Raw genomic sequence first — 16,259 nt, forward strand, 5'->3', positions numbered from 1 at the left:
GATTGGCGAGTCCTCCGGCCGGGTGGCCGGAAAGTCTTTGTGGTGGACGACTTACCAGTCGTCGTCATCTTCTACTGATTGGTCGTACGTGAGTGCTGTCGGTGACACCAGGCCGTCCTTGGTGCCGCCGCTCTTCTCTTCCTTGTTCTTGGCGGCGTTGACCGGTGCCCCGCCGCCTCCGCCGGCGCCGCTCCCGACCGGCGCCACCGGACCTGCCGCGCCCGCGGCCCCACCAAATGCGCCCGGCTTGGCCTCGCCGCTGATGCCCAACATCGACGACAGCAGCGCGGTGCGCGGTGGTGAACCCAGCGCTCCGGGCAGCGAGGCCGCCCGCACCAGCCCCGCGCCTGAGGCCGGCCCCGTACCACCGGCCAGCGGATGGTTGGAGAACGGCATCGCGCCCATCAGCCCGGACTGCATGCCCGACTGGCTGCCGCCCATGCCGGTGAACTGGCTGACCATCTGGGTCACCTGCTGCAGCGGCTGCGTGATCGTCTGCATCTGGGACTGCAGCATCTGCGGGATCTGCCCCGCGAGCTGCCCGGCCTGTTGCCCCATCTGCATGACCATCTGCATGCCCTGCTGCATGGGGTTCTTCTCGGACGAATCCTGCTCCTGGCGCCCGGCGTTCTCACCCTTGTTGGCCGCGCCGACCGCCCGCTGCTCGGCCATATTCGCCTGGGCTGCGGCATTTCCGGAGACCAACGCCACCGACTCGATGGTGGCCTTGGCACTGACGCCCTCGATGATCGCGTTGCGCATCATCCCTTGGGCCGCCCGCGGCGCCGTCGCGGTCGGCGCCGCCGCCGCGGTCGACTCGCCGACTCCCGGCAGCACGATCGGCGTCATCGGCATGATGGGCTCGAACAGCAGGTTGAGGGTGGTTTCGGCGTGATACGCCTCCATCGCCCCGGCGGCCTGGTTCCACATCCGCACGAAGTAGTCGAACTCGTTGAGCCCGATCGGCATCGTGTTGATGCCGAGGAAGTTGGTCGCTTCCAACACCGCGTGGGTGACGTGGTTCTGCTCGATCTCCGGAATGGGCGGAGTGGTGGTCAGCGCCAGGGTGTACGAACTTGCCTGGGCACTGGCCTGCAACGCCCGCTTCTGCGCCTGCAAGGCCATCGTCCGCAGCCACATGATCATCGGCATCGTCGCCGACACCGCACGCTCACTCGCCCCGCCGCTCCACACGGAGGTCAGGTTGCTGAGCGCGCCGGCCAGCTCGTCGGCCTGGGTCTCCAGCAGGATCGCCAAGCCCTCCCAGCCCGTTGCCGCCTGGAGCATCGGCGCCGGACCAGCACCGCACATCAAGCGTGCGGTGTTGATCTCTGGAGGCAACGCTATCCAGGTGGGTAGGACCGGGAGTGCCGCGACCATTGCTGGAAGACCCTATCTTTGACGAATCGTGGCTGTTAGAGAGTGGTTGCCTGGGCGGCGTCGACCGCGTTGTAAATCCCCGCGATCTCGGCGTAGGCCGCACCCGCCCGGGTGAGTTCCTCCTGGGCGAACGAGTTCGCCGCCAGAGCCTCCACACCCTCGCTGGCGAAGGCCATGGCAGCCATTGCCGAGACCTCGTCAGCGCCGGCCGGAACCAGCGCGGTAACCGCCGCAGCAGCGGTGGTGCCACCGGCCAGACCACGGGCCGCGTTTGCGATCACCTGTGCCGCAACGCCTTCGGCGCCGGGGTTGTGCATCAACGGTTGCATTTGCTTGCTCCCCTGTTTCGTTTCCAAATGCACGGGGACAAGCACTCAAAGTCGACGTGGCAGAAAGTTTGCCAAGCCGTCCAGGAACCTGTCCCCCGATTCCTTTGCTGACGGGCTGCCGCCAGCGTTGCTGAGTGCGTTGATTAGATACTAACTGCCCTATTGGGGTGCTGCGAACACTTCTTCGTCGGGTGGATCGACATAGGCCGCCTGAATGACCTCCTTGCCGTCCGGACCGACCATAAACGCCTGGCCAGGAGGTCTTTTCTTGACGATGATCTCCCGCGACGGGAAGTCGTTCTTCTCGCCGGACAGGAACAACGTCGGCGAACCGGCGCCGTAAGCAGCACCGACGAACTTGTCCATCGTGGCCCGATGGGCCAGGCTCATCTGGCACGTCACGATGATGTGCAGGCCGATATCGGCGGCCGCCGGCAGTAGCGGGCCCAACGGCGCCATCGGCGACATCATGCCCGCCGCGGCGGTGATCATGTGCCAGTCGTCGACCAGCAGCACGATGTCCGGACCGCTCCACCACGACCGCGCCCGCAGCTGCGCGGTGGTCAGATCGGGCGGTGGCAACCGTTTCTTCAGGTTGACGGCCAGCGCCTTGATCGCCTCTTCCAACGAGGCGCTGTTGCGGTTGATCGCACCGGCGGCCAGCAGATGCGTCTCGGGCACCGCGTCGAGCAGACCGGACCGGTAGTCCGCCAGCATGAACCTGACCTGGTCGGGGCTGTTGCGACTGCAGATCGCCTTGGCCGCGGCGTGGGCGATGGTGGTCTTGCCCGACTTCGGCGCACCGAAGATCAGCAGGTGCGGCGTGATGTTCATCTGGTTGTAGGCAACCGTGAGGTCCGACTCGCGCACGCCCAACGGCACCTGCCAACGCGTGCGGTAGTCGGAGTCGGGTCCGGGCGGGTTCGGATCGAGCTGATGCAGGTAGATCCGTTCCGGCAGCACCCGCACCTGCGGCGCCTGGTCGGTGTGGCGCGACGACACTTCCTGCACGCCCGCCGAGATGGCGTCGACGATGTTGGCGGCGCTGTGGACGCCGTCCAGCCGGGGCACCCCGATCATCAGGTGGTGCTTCTCGAGCGACACGGCCCGACCGGGACGGTTGGCGGGGATATCCCGCGTGATCCGGTCGATCTGGGTTTCGTTGACGTCACCGAGGCGGAACTCCACCTTGGTGCCCAGATAGTCGCGCACACGCGACTTCAGCTCGGTCCAGCGCGGCGTGGAGATGATGACGTGCACGCCGTACGCCAGACCCTGACCCGCCAGATCCTGCACGGCCGGTTCCAGGTCGGGGAATTCCGCCACGAAGGCCGGCCAACCATCGATCACCAGGAAGACGTCACCGAACGGGTCCTGCGCGGCCGGATTCTCCGGGTCCTCGCGCATCTCGCGATACGACGCGATCGAGCCCACGCGGTACTGCTTGAACACCTGCTCGCGGGCCCTCAGCACGGCCTTGACCTCGGCCACCACCCGGTTGACCCGGTCCGGTTCGGCACGGGTGGCCACACCGCCCACGTGCGGCAGATCCTCCATGTACATCAAGCCACCGCCACCGAGGTCGATGCAGTAGAACTGCACCTGACGCGGCGTGTGGGTGGCAGCCGCCGAGAGCATCAGCGTCTGCAGGAAGGTCGACTTACCGGTCTGCGGGGCACCGCCGATCGCGATGTTGCCGCCGGCGGCCGAGACGTCGACGCCCCAGATGTCCTGCCGGTGCCGACGCGGCTCGTCCATGATCCCCAGCGCAAACCGCAGCGGTTTGCGCTGATAGTCCCGCTCGATCAGTTCGTTGACCGGCGTCGGATCGGTCAGCGGCGGCAGCCACATCTTGTATGCGCGGCTTTCACCGGTGCCCAATTGCGCGAGGACCACCTCGCGCAAGACCTTCGGTTCAGCTTCTGTGGACATCAATTCACCGCCGTATCAAAAATCGGAGTCGTGGTGAACTGGTGAATCCGCACCCGCGCCTGACGCTTCGCCCGCGGCTTGGCCTCACCGTCAACGGACTCTTCCACCTCGGGAACATAGGTGCCGCCGGTGTAGAGCGTGGCGAACTTCACCGGGTCCTCCATACCGACCCGCAGGAACCCGACACCGCTTTCCTTGTTGGTGATGTACTGCGCCTCGGGGGTACCGATCACCGCCTTGGACTCGGCAGAGCTGGTGGTACGCAACGCGATTCGGTACGTCAGGTTCGGTTCCAGCTTGTCGATGCGCACGCCGCCGGTGTTCAGCGACTGCGTGGCCAGCAGCAGGTGCACACGCAGCGACCGGCCCACACGACAGATGCGGTCGAACAACCCGATGAAGTCGGGATGGTTCTGCAAGAGCTCGGCGAACTCGTCGACCACCACGAACAACGTCGGCAACGGCGGCAGGTCCGCACCGCGCTCGCGGTGCTTCTCGTACTCGGCCACACCGGAGAGCGCACCGGCGGCACCCACCTGCATACCGGCCTGACGCAGGATCTGCTGGCGCCGGTCGAGTTCACCGGTGAGCACCTCGCCCATACGGCCGACGAGCTCGGCTTCCTCTTCCATGTTGGTGACGACGGCCGCGGTGTGCGGCAGCTTCTCCATGCCCAGGAAGGTCGAACCGCCCTTGAAGTCGGTCAGTAGCAAGTTGATCTGGTCGGGGTGGTGGGTGGCCACCAGCGACAGGATCATGGTCCGCAGGAACTCCGACTTACCCGAGCCGGTGGTACCGATGAGCATGCCGTGCGGGCCGGCACCGAACTCGGCACCTTCCTTGATGTCGAGGGTCATCACCTCGCCGGTCTTGAGCTCGTGCCCGAACGGGATCTTGAGCCGGTCCCGGTCGGTGTCGGCGAACATCCGCCACCGCGCCGGGGTGACTTCCTCGACCGACTTCGCACCGACCAGGTGGTGCCATTCTTTCGAGACCTTCTTCTGCACCCGCACGTTCTTGTCGATGATCGTGCCGGTGATCGACCAGCCGGCCAGCTTGCGGGCGACGCGGGTGGCCTGTGACGGCGTCATCCGGTCGACCACCCGGGTCACCTCGCGGTAGTTCTGGTTGGGCAGCTTGTCGTCGCAGGTGCCGTCGGCGTCGACGCGCAGCCGGTAGGCCGATCCGCGGTGGTTGCCCAGCGTCAGCACCGTGACCCCGGCCCGCCCGTCGACGGGGAACCCGGCCTTGCCGCCGGTGAGATCCACCACGATGACGTACGGACCGCCGGGGGCCGCGTCGGCGCTGTGCGGCCCGCGGGCGGTCAGATCGCTCAACCCGTCGGGGCGGGTGTACACCAGCCGGGTCGGCCCGGCGGCATCGGTGTCGGTCTGGTGCTGGGTGTGCGGCAGCCACTTCAGCCACGACCACTTCGGGTCTTCGGGGTTGTCGGTGAGCACCCGGATTTGCAGCAGGTCTGGCGGATGGAACACCGCCAGATGGCAGATCATCGCCGTCAGCAGCCCCGCCGCGCCGTCCGCGTCGCCACCCACGGCGATGGTCGGAAACGTCCGCAGCTGAACAAGTTTGGGGCAATCGTGGATCAGGCCGTGGGTGCGCAGGAACTTCGTCACCCACATATGGCTGACCGGCTCCAGGTGCGGCTGCGGTGCGCCCTGCGGACCGGCCAGCTCGCCACTGGTGTTCGGCTTGAGCAACCGGTCGACGGCGATCTCCGAGCCGATGCCGATCCGCGTGGCGGCGTAGAAGTCCGAGTTGGCCTGCCGCGACCACTGCCGGTGGGTGCCGATGATCGAGAGCAGATCGTCGGGATGCGGTGCGTGGTAACCGAAGAACGACACCTGCGCGGACGCCGACGACGTGACCCGGTTGCGCAGCCCGGCCAGATACCGCAGGTATTCCTTGCGGTCGGCGTTGATTTCCGGAACCCGCTTGCCGCCCTGACCACCACCGGACATGAAACCGACGGTGCCCATGATCATCATCAGCGGCATCATCAGCATGTACGGCGACAGCTGACGTACACCGGTGAAGATCATGATCGCGATCATGCCGAGCATGCAGCCGCCCATGACCCAGGGCATGGCCTTCTGCATGCCCGACGGCGGGATCTCGATGCCGAGGTCATCGGGTGGGGCGACGTTGATCTCGCCCGGTGTCAGCCGCGGCCCCCGCTTGATCGTCGGGGTGAACTTCTTCGTCGTCATGAGCCTTGCTTACTTTCGACTTTGCGCGGGTTCGGGTCGTCGGGAAGTGTGTCGTGCTCGATGAGCGCGGCTTCCTTCGACAGCACCGGGCCTTCCACCAGCAGCCCGACGACCTGCCACGGTGCGTTCACCGCACCGGCCAGGCCCAGATTCTTCGCGGCGTCGTCGTTGGCGACGCCGTAGCGCACCCCTTGCGGGTCGATGTAGTAGAGGCTCTCGCCCACCCGGGGATCGGGCGACTGTAAGCGGACGAACTGGCCGCCCTCGATGTACACCGTTGCGTCACCGCCTATCTGGTCGATCCCGGTGCCGATGGCCGACGACGGGATCGGCAGCCGGCGACCGGCGATGACGGTGGTCTTCGGCGCCTGATCACCCGGCTCACGCTGCCAGGCCCAGCACAGCACCGGAGAGTCCTGACGCAGCAGCACCTCCAGCGGCTTGTCCGGCAACGGCGAGACATACACCTGCTCGGGGATCTTGGCCACCACGCTGGCCTCCACCGACGGCGGCTGCAACAGCCCGTAGGAGTTGGTGGCGCGCAACGCCGCAGCCGTGGTGTCGTTGACCCGGGCCACCCCGTCCGGCAACACCACATAGTGCTGGGGCTCGGATTCGGTGGCCGTCTGGAACACCGAGCCGATCACCAGATTCGCCGGCAGCCCAACGGTATTGGGCGCACCGGCGGCCGGGATCATCGGCAGCTGCCAGGGCCCCATGTTGGCCAGCGCGTTGAACAAGCCTTCCGAAACCGGGGTGGCCTTGGCGGTGACCGGGATGCCCACCGCAGAGCTCACCGCCCGGTCGGCCAGGTCGATGCTGTGCCGGCCCTCTTCGGTCACCAGCCAGTTGGCGCCCTCGAAGGACACCAGCATGGCCTGGTTCTCCCGCATCGGGCCGACGGCCATGTCAGTGGCCAGCGACCTGATCAGGATCGACGTCTCCACCTTGGGTGCGGCGCTGTCCGGCTTGGCGACGGTGTCGCACAGGGTCCAGCGCGAGGCCGGGGTACCGGTCGGGGTGGCATACGGCGCACCGGGAATGCCGATCGGCTGTCCCTTGGGCAGCCGGTTGAGCTCCTCGGATTTCACCGCCGACGGATTGCCGGAGTTGCCCAGCGCCAGCCGGGCGGAGGTGAGGTTGTACACCGGGCGCAACAGGTTGCTGCCCGGCAGCATCACGTAGAGCTGGTTGGTGGTCCGGTCCACCAGCAGCTGATCGGTGCCCTGCTTGCCCAACGGCTTGAAATACGCCATCAGCGCTGCGCCCAGGCAGATCAGCACCGAAACCACGATTCCGGCGAACACCGCACGGCTGTAGAACTGCAGCGGATCGTCGAACATCCGGGTATCCCGGCGCACGATCGCGTGCTCGACGCGGCGCAGCAGAAAACGCCAGCCGCTGACCTGGACCTTGGTGGTGAGCCGGAAGCCTGCCATCTCTTATTCGCCGATGTTCAGGCGGCTGTGCACCGCCGCGATCGCCGCCGCCATGTCTTCTCCGTTGATCTCGCTGAGCTGCTCGACACCCAGGTTCTCGAAATCCAAGGACCGGGCCAACCGCATGTCCCGGTTTTGCTCACCGGCCTCCACCAGCTGCCGGGCATAACGACCGTTACCGGCGATGTCCAGCGCGGGCTTGCCGTTGAGGGTCCGCTGACTGAGCAGCGAGGCCGCCTCGTGTACCCGCTTGGCAGCCTCTTCGTCGAGCTGTGAATCGTTGGCCTTGGCAATGACTTTGGTGATGTCGACGATGTCGTCGGGCGAGTACGAGTCGAACTCGATGCGGGTGGCGAAACGCGACCGCAGGCCGTCGTTGGTCTCCAGCAGGCGATCGATGTCGTTGCTGTAGCCGGCGATGATGACCACCAGCCGGTCGCGGTCGTTCTCCATCCGGGCCAGCAGGGTGTCCAGCGCCTCGGTGCCGAACGGGTCGGCGCGGCCGTCGCGTTCCTGCACCAGGGTGTAGGCCTCGTCGATGAAGAGCACGCCGCCGAGCGCCCGATCGATCGTCTTGGCCGTCTTCACCGCCGACTGACCTTCGTACTCCGCGACGAAATCCTTACGCGAGGTCTCGATCAGCTTCGGCTCGGCGATGACGCCGAGTCCGGCCAGGATGTTGGCCACCACCCGCGCGATCGTCGTCTTACCGGTACCCGGCGGGCCGGCGAAGATCATGTGCTTGGAGGTCTGCGCCACCTTCATGCCGCGCGCGGCACGGATCCTGGCCATCTGGGTGGCTGCCCGGTAGGCCTCGATCTGTTCCTTCACCCGGCCCAAGCCGATCTGACGATCCAACTCGGCCTGCGCCTCGGCCAGCAGCTTGTCGCGAGCCGACGTGTCGGCCACCACGCTGGAGGGATCCCAGGGGTCGGTGCGGGCCGCGATCTTCTCGGCGGTCGTGGTTTCCAACCGGTAGGCCGGATCACGAAGCGCTGCAGTGACTTTGGGCTCGGGGAAGTTCGCCTGAAGCCATTCCAGCAGAACCTGGGCCGACTCTTCGTTGCCCTGGTTGCGCCGGGCCATGGCCAGGTACCAGGCGATCGCCGGTGCGCAGGCCTGACCGGCCGGGGTGTCGTTGGCCTCGGTGAGCCGACGATCCGCCTCGGTGAACAGACCGAGATTGGCCGCCGCGACCCCGTGCGCCACCCCCGCCGCCGCGGCCAGGAACTTGTCCGGCCACTGCTCGGCACCACGCACCTGGTCGATCACATCGGTCCAGCGTTGCGCCGCACCGTAGATCACCGCTTTCACCCATGCCACCAGGTGCTCGGATCCACCGGCCGGGGCGTCCTCCAGGGCCTCCATCGCGTCGGCGTAATTGCCCTCGTTGGCCTCCTGGACGGCGAAGCCCAGGGTGATCGCCAACGGTGAATTGATCGGGTAGGAGATGTCCTTGCCGTAGATGCCGCCGATCGGGATGCGGGCCCCGACACCGTTCATCGAGATCTCGGCCGCGCCGGCCAGCTGGCCGAAGTTCGAGCGTGAGTACCAGGCCCGGAACAGCGTCACCCGGTCGGTGTCGCCGCACCGGATCCGGCCTACCCAGGCGTCACACGCAGTCTCGTCGTAACTGGTGATCTCGGTGAACATTTCGAGTGAGCGGGCCGGAGAGCTACTCAGCATCCCGACTGCGGTGCCGAACATCCCAGCGAGATGGTCAACCATGATCGCCTCCATAGCGGGTCGAAAAGACCTGGGCCCGAGCATCATCGGCTTGCTCCGGGGTGGGCAGATTCAGGTCACGGGTCAAAAAATCGCGGGTCGCCGCGTCGTCGTGGCCATGCTCACGCATTCCCGCGAGCATGAACGAGTACTGGGCGGACTTGGCCTGTTGTGCGGCCAGGTCCGCGATGAGCAGGATCTCCTCGGCGAGATCCCGCTCGGTCAGATCGGTGATCTTCGGCGCCAGCTCGATCTGCTGAACCCGACCATCCATGTACGCCGTCACCGTGACAGTTTCAGGTGGATTAGTGACGGTGAACAGCGGAACGGCCAGTTCATCGTCGTCGTCACGCTCGAAGAACCCGGGCACCGTCCCGTCGGAGACGGACCCGTCGGACGTGTCATCGGATACCGCGCCGTCGGATATGGCGAGGTCGTCATAGGTGCCGAGCGCGTCCAACCCCAACGCATTCGAATCGTCGTCGGAATAGTCGAAATCCAGCGCCGAGAGGCCGTCGTAATCGTCATCGTCGTCCGGATAGTGTGGCGGAAAGTCACCCACCTTGGCGGCCCTTTCAGTGCAGGTAGGAACTATCCGACTCGGACTTGTCGAACCACGAACCCGAGGGCAACAACTCGACCAACCCGTCCAGGGCCCGCTGCAGGTTGTCCTTGGTACCGGTCAGGAAGCTGCCGTAGAGCTCACCGTTGACCCGGCGCGGGATGGACACGATGCGTCCCTGCTTGGAGTCCAGGACACCGGCGGCCACGTCGACCTGGGAGATGGTGCCGCCCGGATTCCGCTCGGACGCGATGAGTTCCACCCAACTCTCCGGCTCGGAGATGATGTTCGCGTACACCCGGGCCGAGGTGGGCGGGATCCCGTAACCGGTGAGCTCATCCGCGGTCCGGCACTTGGCCAGGGTTTCGGCGACACCGGTCAACGGTTCGACATTGGCCGGTGAACCCTCGCCGAGCACGGTCGTCACCATGCCGGCCAGACCCACCTGCGCAGCCACCCGCTGGAACACCAGGATGTCGTTGTCACGGGCGACGACCACGTGCCGACCGCCCTTGCGGCACACCACAAACCGGATCATCTTCCCGCCCACGTCACGACGCCACCAGCGGCCCTCCAACGTGCGGTCGGGCCGGCTCAGGGTGTCGAGCATGGCGGCCACCTCGGGATGGGGGTTGCCGTAGACATCCAGCACGCCCTGGGCCATGAGGTCACGGCCCACCTGGTCCCACACGATCTCGCGCAGGTCGGGTTGGGGGATGTTCAACCGGATGCCCATCGAGGGCGGAAAGTCGGTGAGGCCCAGCTTGTCGGCGACGACCAGAACCCCGTCGATGGTCAATTCGACCCCGACGACGTCATCGATCGCCTGTACGTTCGCATCCGCGCTGAACGAAGAAGTCATCTGTGCGCCCCCCTATCGAACTGTCCCGCTGAGGGCGTCGCCCATTGCCGAATCCGTCCGGTCGTATCCGCTCGCCGCGCGGGTGAGCTTGTCGCCGAGGTCCTGTGACACCCGGGCCATACCGTTGCCCGCGGCTCGCCGAGCGGTCAACGCGGCTTCCACCGCCGTGGCCGTCGACGACGAAATCGGTCCATGTGTCATGCGCACGGAGGCGTCGAGACCCTCGACCGCCGCCGTGGCCAGCGCCAGACCGGAGGCAGCCTCGCCCTGTCTGACCGACAACTCCTGTAAATGAGCGGTGGCAACCCGCAAATCACCCGACATGAAATCCCCTCGATCCCTGTACCTGGATTCTCACCGCTCGATCACGGCAGCAGATCCGGGTACACCGCGGTCTAATGTAGCCGCCGCCGCGACATGCAGCGGGCCCTGCTCGAAATCCGCCCCGACATGCACCGGAGCCGGCCCGGCCGCACCGCCGCCGGCCGCCATCGCCTCGAGGTCGGGTGGCAGGGTCTTGGCGGCCTCGCGATCCGGCTCGGCGTCCATCGGATCGGCGGGTCCGTCGAGGGAAACCGCAGGCGGCAGGCCGTCGGCCCGGTCCTCGTCGGCCCCGTCGGCCGACTCCTCGTTCTCGTCCTCGATGCCGTCCTCGTCGTCCTTGTCGTCCTTCTCGTCCTCGTCGTCCTTGTCCTCTTCGCCGTCCCGGTCTTCGTCCTCGTCAGGTCGGCCGTCGCCGTCGACATCCGTCGGACCTGCCGCCAGGTCGCCCGACGCCTTGTCGAGCTGTGCGGCCTCGGTGCCGCCCGCCATAGCGGGCCCGGCCGCTTGACCGGCCATCTGCGCGGCCTGGCTCGCCGCCTGGGTGGCGGCTTGCGCGGCCTGTCCGGCCGCCTGCGTGACTCCGCTCAACATTCCGCTCAGGGGGCTCATCATCGAGCCCAGCAGTGTGCCCATCGCGCCGGCCGCATCACCGGCCGCATCCGACGCCGGCGCACCGGCGCCCGAGGTCGACGGTATCGATGACATCGACGGGGCCGACGACGGAGCGCCACCGGCACTGCCACCACCACTGCCCGACGGCATTCCGCCTCCGCCGCCCGACGGGGCTCCGCCTCCACCGGACGGGACGCCCGGCGCGCTCGACGCCGGATCGTCCGGTGCACTGCCGAGCGGCGGCTCGAACTCTGCGCCGGTGGGCGCCGCTCCGGCAGCCAGGGTCTGGTACTGCGCTGCCGCCGTCTGCAGAACCGCCGCGTTCTCGTTGATCTGGCCGCGCAAGGTGTTCAGGTCGTCGTTCGACTCACCGACGGCCTTGGCCACCATCGCGATCTCGGCACCCATGCGGGCGGCCGGACCGAAACCGGGGATGATGCCCGCGCTCGTGGTGAGCAGGCTCATCGAGCCGAGCCAGTCGGAATGACCGTCGAGTTTGGCGCGGGCAGCCGCGATCTCGCCGGCTTCCTTGGTCAGCACCCCGGCCACGGTGTTGTCCAACTCGATCATCCGCTGAACCCGGCCCACCTGTTCGGTGTTGCGGGCCGTGTAGGCGCTGGCCCCGCCGCTGTTCCAGCTCTCGTTCGGGCCGGCCGAGGCGAGTACCTGGCCGGCCGCGCTCAGCTTGGCGGCGGCGTCGCCGAAGCGTCCGCCGTTCTCCGGGGCACCGACGCCGGTGCTTTTCTTCATCGTCTCGATGGTCTGCTGGCCGGCCGCCAGGATGGGTGACCGCGCGGCCCGGACCAGAAGTGTGCCGACGCGCGTCTCGAGAAGGTCGGCGGCTTTGTGCCCGAGTTCGATCACCTGGCTGCCGAGCTTGGCCACCTGCTCGAGTTGGGCCCCCACGGTGTTGCGGACGATGAACTCTCCGGCCTTGACGGCGCGCTCGGTCCACTTCGCGTTGTTCTCGATCACGCCTTTGCCGAAATCGGCAATCTCGCCCAGCAGTCCCATTCCCCGTTTCCCCTTCGCCGCAACAGAGGTTACCAGCGCATCCGACCCGGTCAGTGCACCAATTTCCGGCCTCAGAAGCTGCCGAAATCCGGTTCTGAAACCGCTGCGGCACACGGTTTATCGCAGTTGAGTCCGGGTTTTATCGGGCCGGTCCACCGGTGGCCGCATTGCCGGGCCGGTGACTCGGGCGCCGCCGCGACGGTCCGTCGACCCCACGGCCCCTCCGGGCCGTCAGCTACCGTCACATGTGGTTGTGAACTTTGCCGCCGGTATTTGCTGGTGCGTTATTTCGGCCGGATTGTGGTCGGATCCTGCACCGCGGGCGGGTTGTGGTCGATACTTGAGCACTGTCAAAGTTCCCGTGTGTGAGTTCCGGAGGAGATTCAGGCGTGTCCGACCCCGACGACACCTTGCGTAGAGAGCTCGGCTGGACGGGTCCGGAGGAATCCCACTTCGAGCCCGACACCCGACCGACCCGGCGTCAGCCTCCGGCGCCGCCCTCGATCCCCGGGCGCCCCCCGGTCGACTTCACCCCGAAGCCATCCGGCAACTCCGAGTCCGACGATCCACAGGGCGTCCCCACCGATCCCGACGCCGAACGGGCCCGCAGCACCTTCCGCGAGGCGCCGGCGGCCCAGCCGTCCCCGCAACAGCAACAGCCGCCGCAACAACAGATGCCACCGCCTCCCCCGCCTCCGGTGCCGTCGCCGCCTCCGCACGACTCTCGGCCGGTACCGCCCCGGCCCGATGCGTGGGAGCAGCACCCGCCGGGCTGGCAGCTTCCGTCCCAGCGTCCACCCGGCCCAGGTGGGCCGAGCGGTCCACCGCACCAGCCCTATGGCCCGCCGCCGGGCCAGCCGTGGCCCGGCGACGGTGGTTTCGCACCGGAGCAGGGTGGGATGCCCGAGGCCCCGCCGGTACCGCCGGGCTCGTACGCCGATCGGATCCGGGTCAACGACCTCGTGCCGCCCAAGCGGCAACCGCCCGGCAGTGGTTGGCGGCTGTTCGTGTACCGGGCCACCTTCGGGCTGGTCAACCTGGGCCCGTCGGCCGACGACATCCGTCAGGCCGAGCTCGAAGCCAAGATCAAAGGCGCCCTACGCGGTCACTACAAGGTGGGCGTGATGGGCAAGGGCGGGGTCGGCAAGACCACCGTCTCGGCCAGTGTCGGGTCGATCTTCGCCCAGCTGCGCCAGGACGACCGGGTGGTGGCCATCGACGCGGACACGTCGTTCGGCAAGTTGGGCAGCCGTGTCGACCCGCAGGCCCAGAGTTCGTACTGGGAGCTGGCCAACGACAAGCATCTCGACTCGTTCGCCGATGTGCGCAGCCGGGTCGGCAACAACGCGGCCGGACTGTTCGTGTTGGCCGGTGAGGGGACGCCGGCCCGCCGCCGGGTGCTCGATGCGGCGATTTACCGCGAGGCCACCACGCGGCTGGACAAGCACTTCTCCATCTCGGTGGTGGACTGCAGTTCCACCATGGATTCGCCGGTCACCCAAGAGGTTCTGCGTGACCTCGACGGGTTGATCGTGGTCTCCTCGCCGTGGGTCGACGGCGCCGCCACCGCCGGTCAGACCCTGGACTGGCTGGCCGCCCACGACATGACCAGCCTGTTGCAGCGCACGGTCGTGGTGCTCAACGACTCCGACGGCCACGCCGACAAACGCACCCGCTCGATCCTGGCCGGACAGTTCTCGGGTCAGGGGCAGCGGGTGATCGAGGTTCCGTTCGACGGGCATCTGCGCCCCGGTGGGGTGGTGGACCCTCGGGAGATGTCGACCGCGACGCGGCGACGCTTCCTGGAGATCGCCGCGGCCCTGGCCGAGCACTTCCCCACCCAGGACGACCGTCGGGACCGGTAACCCGACCGATCAGCGCATCGCGCCGATCAACGCCTCGAGGGCGTGGACGGAGGGTGCGTCGACCGGGTACTCCGCCTCGGCGCGCGCCACGGTGTCCTCGGAAACCCCGGCGGCCGTGGCGGTTTCACCGATGGTGAGGTTCGACTGCCGGCGTGCGGCGTACAGCCGTTGCCCCAGCGTGGCGCCGGGCGCGGTGGCGGCCAGCGTGGTCAGCTCGTCGATCTGGCGGCGTACCGCGCTGAGCGCCTTGATCAGCGCCGGGGTCACCATGCTGAGGCGTGCGGCGCGCGATGCCACCGCTTCCAACTGCCGCAGATCGGCCAGCACGGAGGTGACCCGCGGGGTGAACTCGGGGTCGCCCACCGCGGGCAAGGTGGCGATCGTCGACTCGAGGGTGTTCACCGCGGTCAGCACCGCCTGGGCGATCAGCGGCACCTCGTCGCTGGCCGGCGGCGTCGTGGTCAACGGCACGGCCGGCGGCTGGGCGGCGACGACGGTCGGTGGGTCGACGAACGCCGGTGCGGACATCGCCGGATCGGGCACCGGAGCACCCTGACGCAGCCGCGCGATGGTGCCGGGCGGCCAGCGCAGCACCTCTTCGAGCTTGAGCCTGGTGCGCTCGCGCGGCCAGCTGCGACCCTTTTCGAAGGCGATGAGCGCCCCGGCGTTGATGATTCCCTCGGCGGCGAGGCTGCGCTGGCTGATGTCGAGTTCGCGGCGGCGGGCCGCTGCTGCAGCACCTGCGCGGATAAGTCCGACATCGAACTCACCAGTGGCGAGATCGTACTCAGCGTCGGTCATTCGGGGCTGTTCCTCGCCGATGTGCTCAGCCTCAGCGCAAGCGCGGAAGCGGTTGTCGGGACCCGTCAATCCTAACCCCCGACTGAAGCACCGCTACGCATTAGGTTTTTCGCAGATACAGCAAACAACTCCGATGCTACGGCTTGGCGACGGACTGAACCGTACTTACGCTACGGGTACACCGAGGTACCTAGTGGCGTTCTGACGTGCAGTTTTAGATCCAAATGGCCTTTACCCAGGTGGTGACGTCTCGTTACCGGTGCGAATTTTCGTAGCGGCAGTGCGCTTCGGTTTCGCTCAAACTGTTGCATCGCTACGGTTGTTGCTATAGCGTTCCTCCCAACGCGGTACGCACCGCAACAGAAAGCCCTAACAGGAGCAGCAAGCATGAACGCACTGATGTCCAACGGCATCCCGCTCGGCGTGTGCACCAGTGATCCGGAGCGGTGGACCTCCACCCCGGACGACCAGGCGAAGGTCATCTGCCGGGAATGCCCGCGGCGGTGGCTGTGCGCCCGGGAGGCCTGCGAACTACCGCGCGCCGAGGGGCTGTGGGCCGGGATCATGGTTCCCGACGCCGGCCGTGGCCGCAGCTTCGCGCTCAAGCAGCTGCGATCGCTGGCCGAGCGCAACGGTTACCCGGTCCGCAAGCTGCGCCTGGTGTTCCCCGACGCGGCCTGACTCTTATTGCCCGGCCCTTGCGCTGCCGATTCGAGGGGACGGCAGGGCAAGGGCAGGTTTCCACTGGGGGAGGAATAGGGGCCCGGGGTATCTCGTTACACCCGCTGACGGTGCCGGGCATTGCCCCGGGCCCCACACCAGAACCGTCGCTTCGAGCGACCACGCGCCGCGAGGCGCAGTGACGGCACCGTCCCCTCTTTTCAGCTATGGCTCGAGCGTGGCGGCCACCGCGTCGAGCAGAGTGTCCACCTCGTCTTCGTCATAGCCGCGCTGGAACAGCGGTGGCTTCGGGAACACGATGTGGCGGACGTCGTCGGCTCCCAGGTGCCCGCGCCCGTCGAGGCGGCGGGCGACGAGCGCGAGAAAATCGTCCACCGACTTCTTGTCATAGCCGCGCTTACCCAGCGGCGGTTTCGAAAACGCGGTACTGCGAACATCTTCGGCAGTCAATCCCCCGGTCATGCGGTCATGCTAACCGCCGGTGACCATCCCCGAACGCGGTTAC

At 67.3% G+C, this 16,259-nt stretch carries 14 protein-coding genes; 2 read left to right on the plus strand and 12 right to left on the minus strand.

Going from position 1 to position 16,259, the window contains the following annotated elements; all coding sequences use genetic code 11:
* Positions 1 to 51: 51 nt before the first annotated feature.
* From A5733_RS14055 to A5733_RS27125, 10 genes are all read right to left on the minus strand, one after another.
* On the minus strand, positions 52 to 1,380 hold the full coding sequence (locus A5733_RS14055) for a PPE family protein (RefSeq protein ID WP_076240561.1): 1,329 nt from the start codon (positions 1,378 to 1,380) through the stop codon (positions 52 to 54).
* Positions 1,381 to 1,415: 35 nt separating this feature from the next.
* On the minus strand, positions 1,416 to 1,709 hold the full coding sequence (locus tag A5733_RS14060) for a PE domain-containing protein (protein ID WP_067774542.1): 294 nt from the start codon (positions 1,707 to 1,709) through the stop codon (positions 1,416 to 1,418).
* A gap of 159 nt (positions 1,710 to 1,868) precedes the next feature.
* Entirely contained in the window at positions 1,869 to 3,641 is a 1,773-nt protein-coding gene (gene eccCb / locus A5733_RS14065) for a type VII secretion protein EccCb (protein ID WP_076240562.1), read from the minus strand.
* On the minus strand, positions 3,641 to 5,869 hold the full coding sequence (eccCa, locus tag A5733_RS14070; protein WP_067774538.1) for a type VII secretion protein EccCa: 2,229 nt from the start codon (positions 5,867 to 5,869) through the stop codon (positions 3,641 to 3,643). Before eccCa ends, eccCb begins: the two co-directional genes overlap by 1 nt.
* A complete protein-coding gene (gene eccB / locus A5733_RS14075) occupies positions 5,866 to 7,308 on the minus strand; it encodes a type VII secretion protein EccB (protein WP_067774537.1) in 1,443 nt (480 codons plus the stop codon). Before eccB ends, eccCa begins: the two co-directional genes overlap by 4 nt.
* A gap of 3 nt (positions 7,309 to 7,311) precedes the next feature.
* Complete coding sequence (eccA, locus tag A5733_RS14080) at positions 7,312 to 9,036, minus strand: type VII secretion AAA-ATPase EccA (RefSeq protein WP_076240597.1); 1,725 nt, start codon at positions 9,034 to 9,036, stop codon at positions 7,312 to 7,314.
* The gene (locus A5733_RS14085; protein WP_076240563.1) at positions 9,029 to 9,595 is read right to left on the minus strand and encodes a secretion protein EspD; all 567 of its coding nucleotides are present in this window, start codon (positions 9,593 to 9,595) and stop codon (positions 9,029 to 9,031) included. Before A5733_RS14085 ends, eccA begins: the two co-directional genes overlap by 8 nt.
* Before the next feature lie 13 nt (positions 9,596 to 9,608).
* On the minus strand, positions 9,609 to 10,457 hold the full coding sequence (locus A5733_RS14090; protein ID WP_076240564.1) for an ESX secretion-associated protein EspG: 849 nt from the start codon (positions 10,455 to 10,457) through the stop codon (positions 9,609 to 9,611).
* A 12-nt stretch (positions 10,458 to 10,469) separates the two neighbouring features.
* Entirely contained in the window at positions 10,470 to 10,781 is a 312-nt protein-coding gene (locus A5733_RS14095) for an ESX-1 secretion-associated protein (RefSeq protein WP_076240565.1), read from the minus strand.
* Between the two features lie 30 nt (positions 10,782 to 10,811).
* Positions 10,812 to 12,407, minus strand: coding sequence for an EspA/EspE family type VII secretion system effector (locus tag A5733_RS27125; RefSeq protein ID WP_076240566.1), 1,596 nt, complete (start codon positions 12,405 to 12,407; stop codon positions 10,812 to 10,814).
* 389 nt (positions 12,408 to 12,796) lie between these two features.
* On the opposite strand from A5733_RS27125, the gene A5733_RS14105 reads away from it, so the two are divergent.
* On the plus strand, positions 12,797 to 14,272 hold the full coding sequence (locus A5733_RS14105) for a MinD/ParA family protein (RefSeq protein WP_067774526.1): 1,476 nt from the start codon (positions 12,797 to 12,799) through the stop codon (positions 14,270 to 14,272).
* Positions 14,273 to 14,281: 9 nt separating this feature from the next.
* On the opposite strand, the gene A5733_RS14110 is transcribed toward A5733_RS14105, so the two are convergent.
* Positions 14,282 to 15,073, minus strand: a complete 792-nt coding sequence (locus tag A5733_RS14110) for a helix-turn-helix transcriptional regulator (protein ID WP_067774523.1) — start codon at positions 15,071 to 15,073, stop codon at positions 14,282 to 14,284.
* A gap of 387 nt (positions 15,074 to 15,460) precedes the next feature.
* Between A5733_RS14110 and A5733_RS14115 the strand changes: the two genes are divergently transcribed.
* Positions 15,461 to 15,754: a WhiB family transcriptional regulator gene (locus A5733_RS14115; RefSeq protein ID WP_076240567.1), complete on the plus strand. Its 294-nt coding sequence runs from the start codon at positions 15,461 to 15,463 to the stop codon at positions 15,752 to 15,754.
* 204 nt (positions 15,755 to 15,958) lie between these two features.
* On the opposite strand, the gene A5733_RS14120 is transcribed toward A5733_RS14115, so the two are convergent.
* Positions 15,959 to 16,216: a DivIVA domain-containing protein gene (locus tag A5733_RS14120; RefSeq protein WP_076240568.1), complete on the minus strand. Its 258-nt coding sequence runs from the start codon at positions 16,214 to 16,216 to the stop codon at positions 15,959 to 15,961.
* Between the last annotated feature and the right edge of the window lie 43 nt (positions 16,217 to 16,259).

Origin of the sequence: Mycobacterium sp. NS-7484, assembly GCF_001953975.1 — a bacterium.
In the GTDB taxonomy this organism is placed as follows: Bacteria; Actinomycetota; Actinomycetes; order Mycobacteriales; family Mycobacteriaceae; genus Mycobacterium.

Excerpts from the sequence above, each read along its gene's own strand:
- A5733_RS14055 (WP_076240561.1), bottom strand. The coding sequence starts at position 1,380 with ATGGTCGCGGCACTCCCGGTCCTACCCACCTGGATAGCGTTGCCTCCA.
- A5733_RS14060 (WP_067774542.1), bottom strand. The coding sequence starts at position 1,709 with ATGCAACCGTTGATGCACAACCCCGGCGCCGAAGGCGTTGCGGCACAG.
- eccCb (WP_076240562.1), bottom strand. The coding sequence starts at position 3,641 with ATGTCCACAGAAGCTGAACCGAAGGTCTTGCGCGAGGTGGTCCTCGCG.
- eccCa (WP_067774538.1), bottom strand. The coding sequence starts at position 5,869 with ATGACGACGAAGAAGTTCACCCCGACGATCAAGCGGGGGCCGCGGCTG.
- eccB (WP_067774537.1), bottom strand. The coding sequence starts at position 7,308 with ATGGCAGGCTTCCGGCTCACCACCAAGGTCCAGGTCAGCGGCTGGCGT.
- eccA (WP_076240597.1), bottom strand. The coding sequence starts at position 9,036 with ATGGTTGACCATCTCGCTGGGATGTTCGGCACCGCAGTCGGGATGCTG.
- A5733_RS14090 (WP_076240564.1), bottom strand. The coding sequence starts at position 10,457 with ATGACTTCTTCGTTCAGCGCGGATGCGAACGTACAGGCGATCGATGAC.
- A5733_RS14095 (WP_076240565.1), bottom strand. The coding sequence starts at position 10,781 with ATGTCGGGTGATTTGCGGGTTGCCACCGCTCATTTACAGGAGTTGTCG.
- A5733_RS27125 (WP_076240566.1), bottom strand. The coding sequence starts at position 12,407 with ATGGGACTGCTGGGCGAGATTGCCGATTTCGGCAAAGGCGTGATCGAG.
- A5733_RS14110 (WP_067774523.1), bottom strand. The coding sequence starts at position 15,073 with ATGACCGACGCTGAGTACGATCTCGCCACTGGTGAGTTCGATGTCGGA.
- A5733_RS14115 (WP_076240567.1), top strand. The coding sequence starts at position 15,461 with ATGAACGCACTGATGTCCAACGGCATCCCGCTCGGCGTGTGCACCAGT.
- A5733_RS14120 (WP_076240568.1), bottom strand. The coding sequence starts at position 16,216 with ATGACCGGGGGATTGACTGCCGAAGATGTTCGCAGTACCGCGTTTTCG.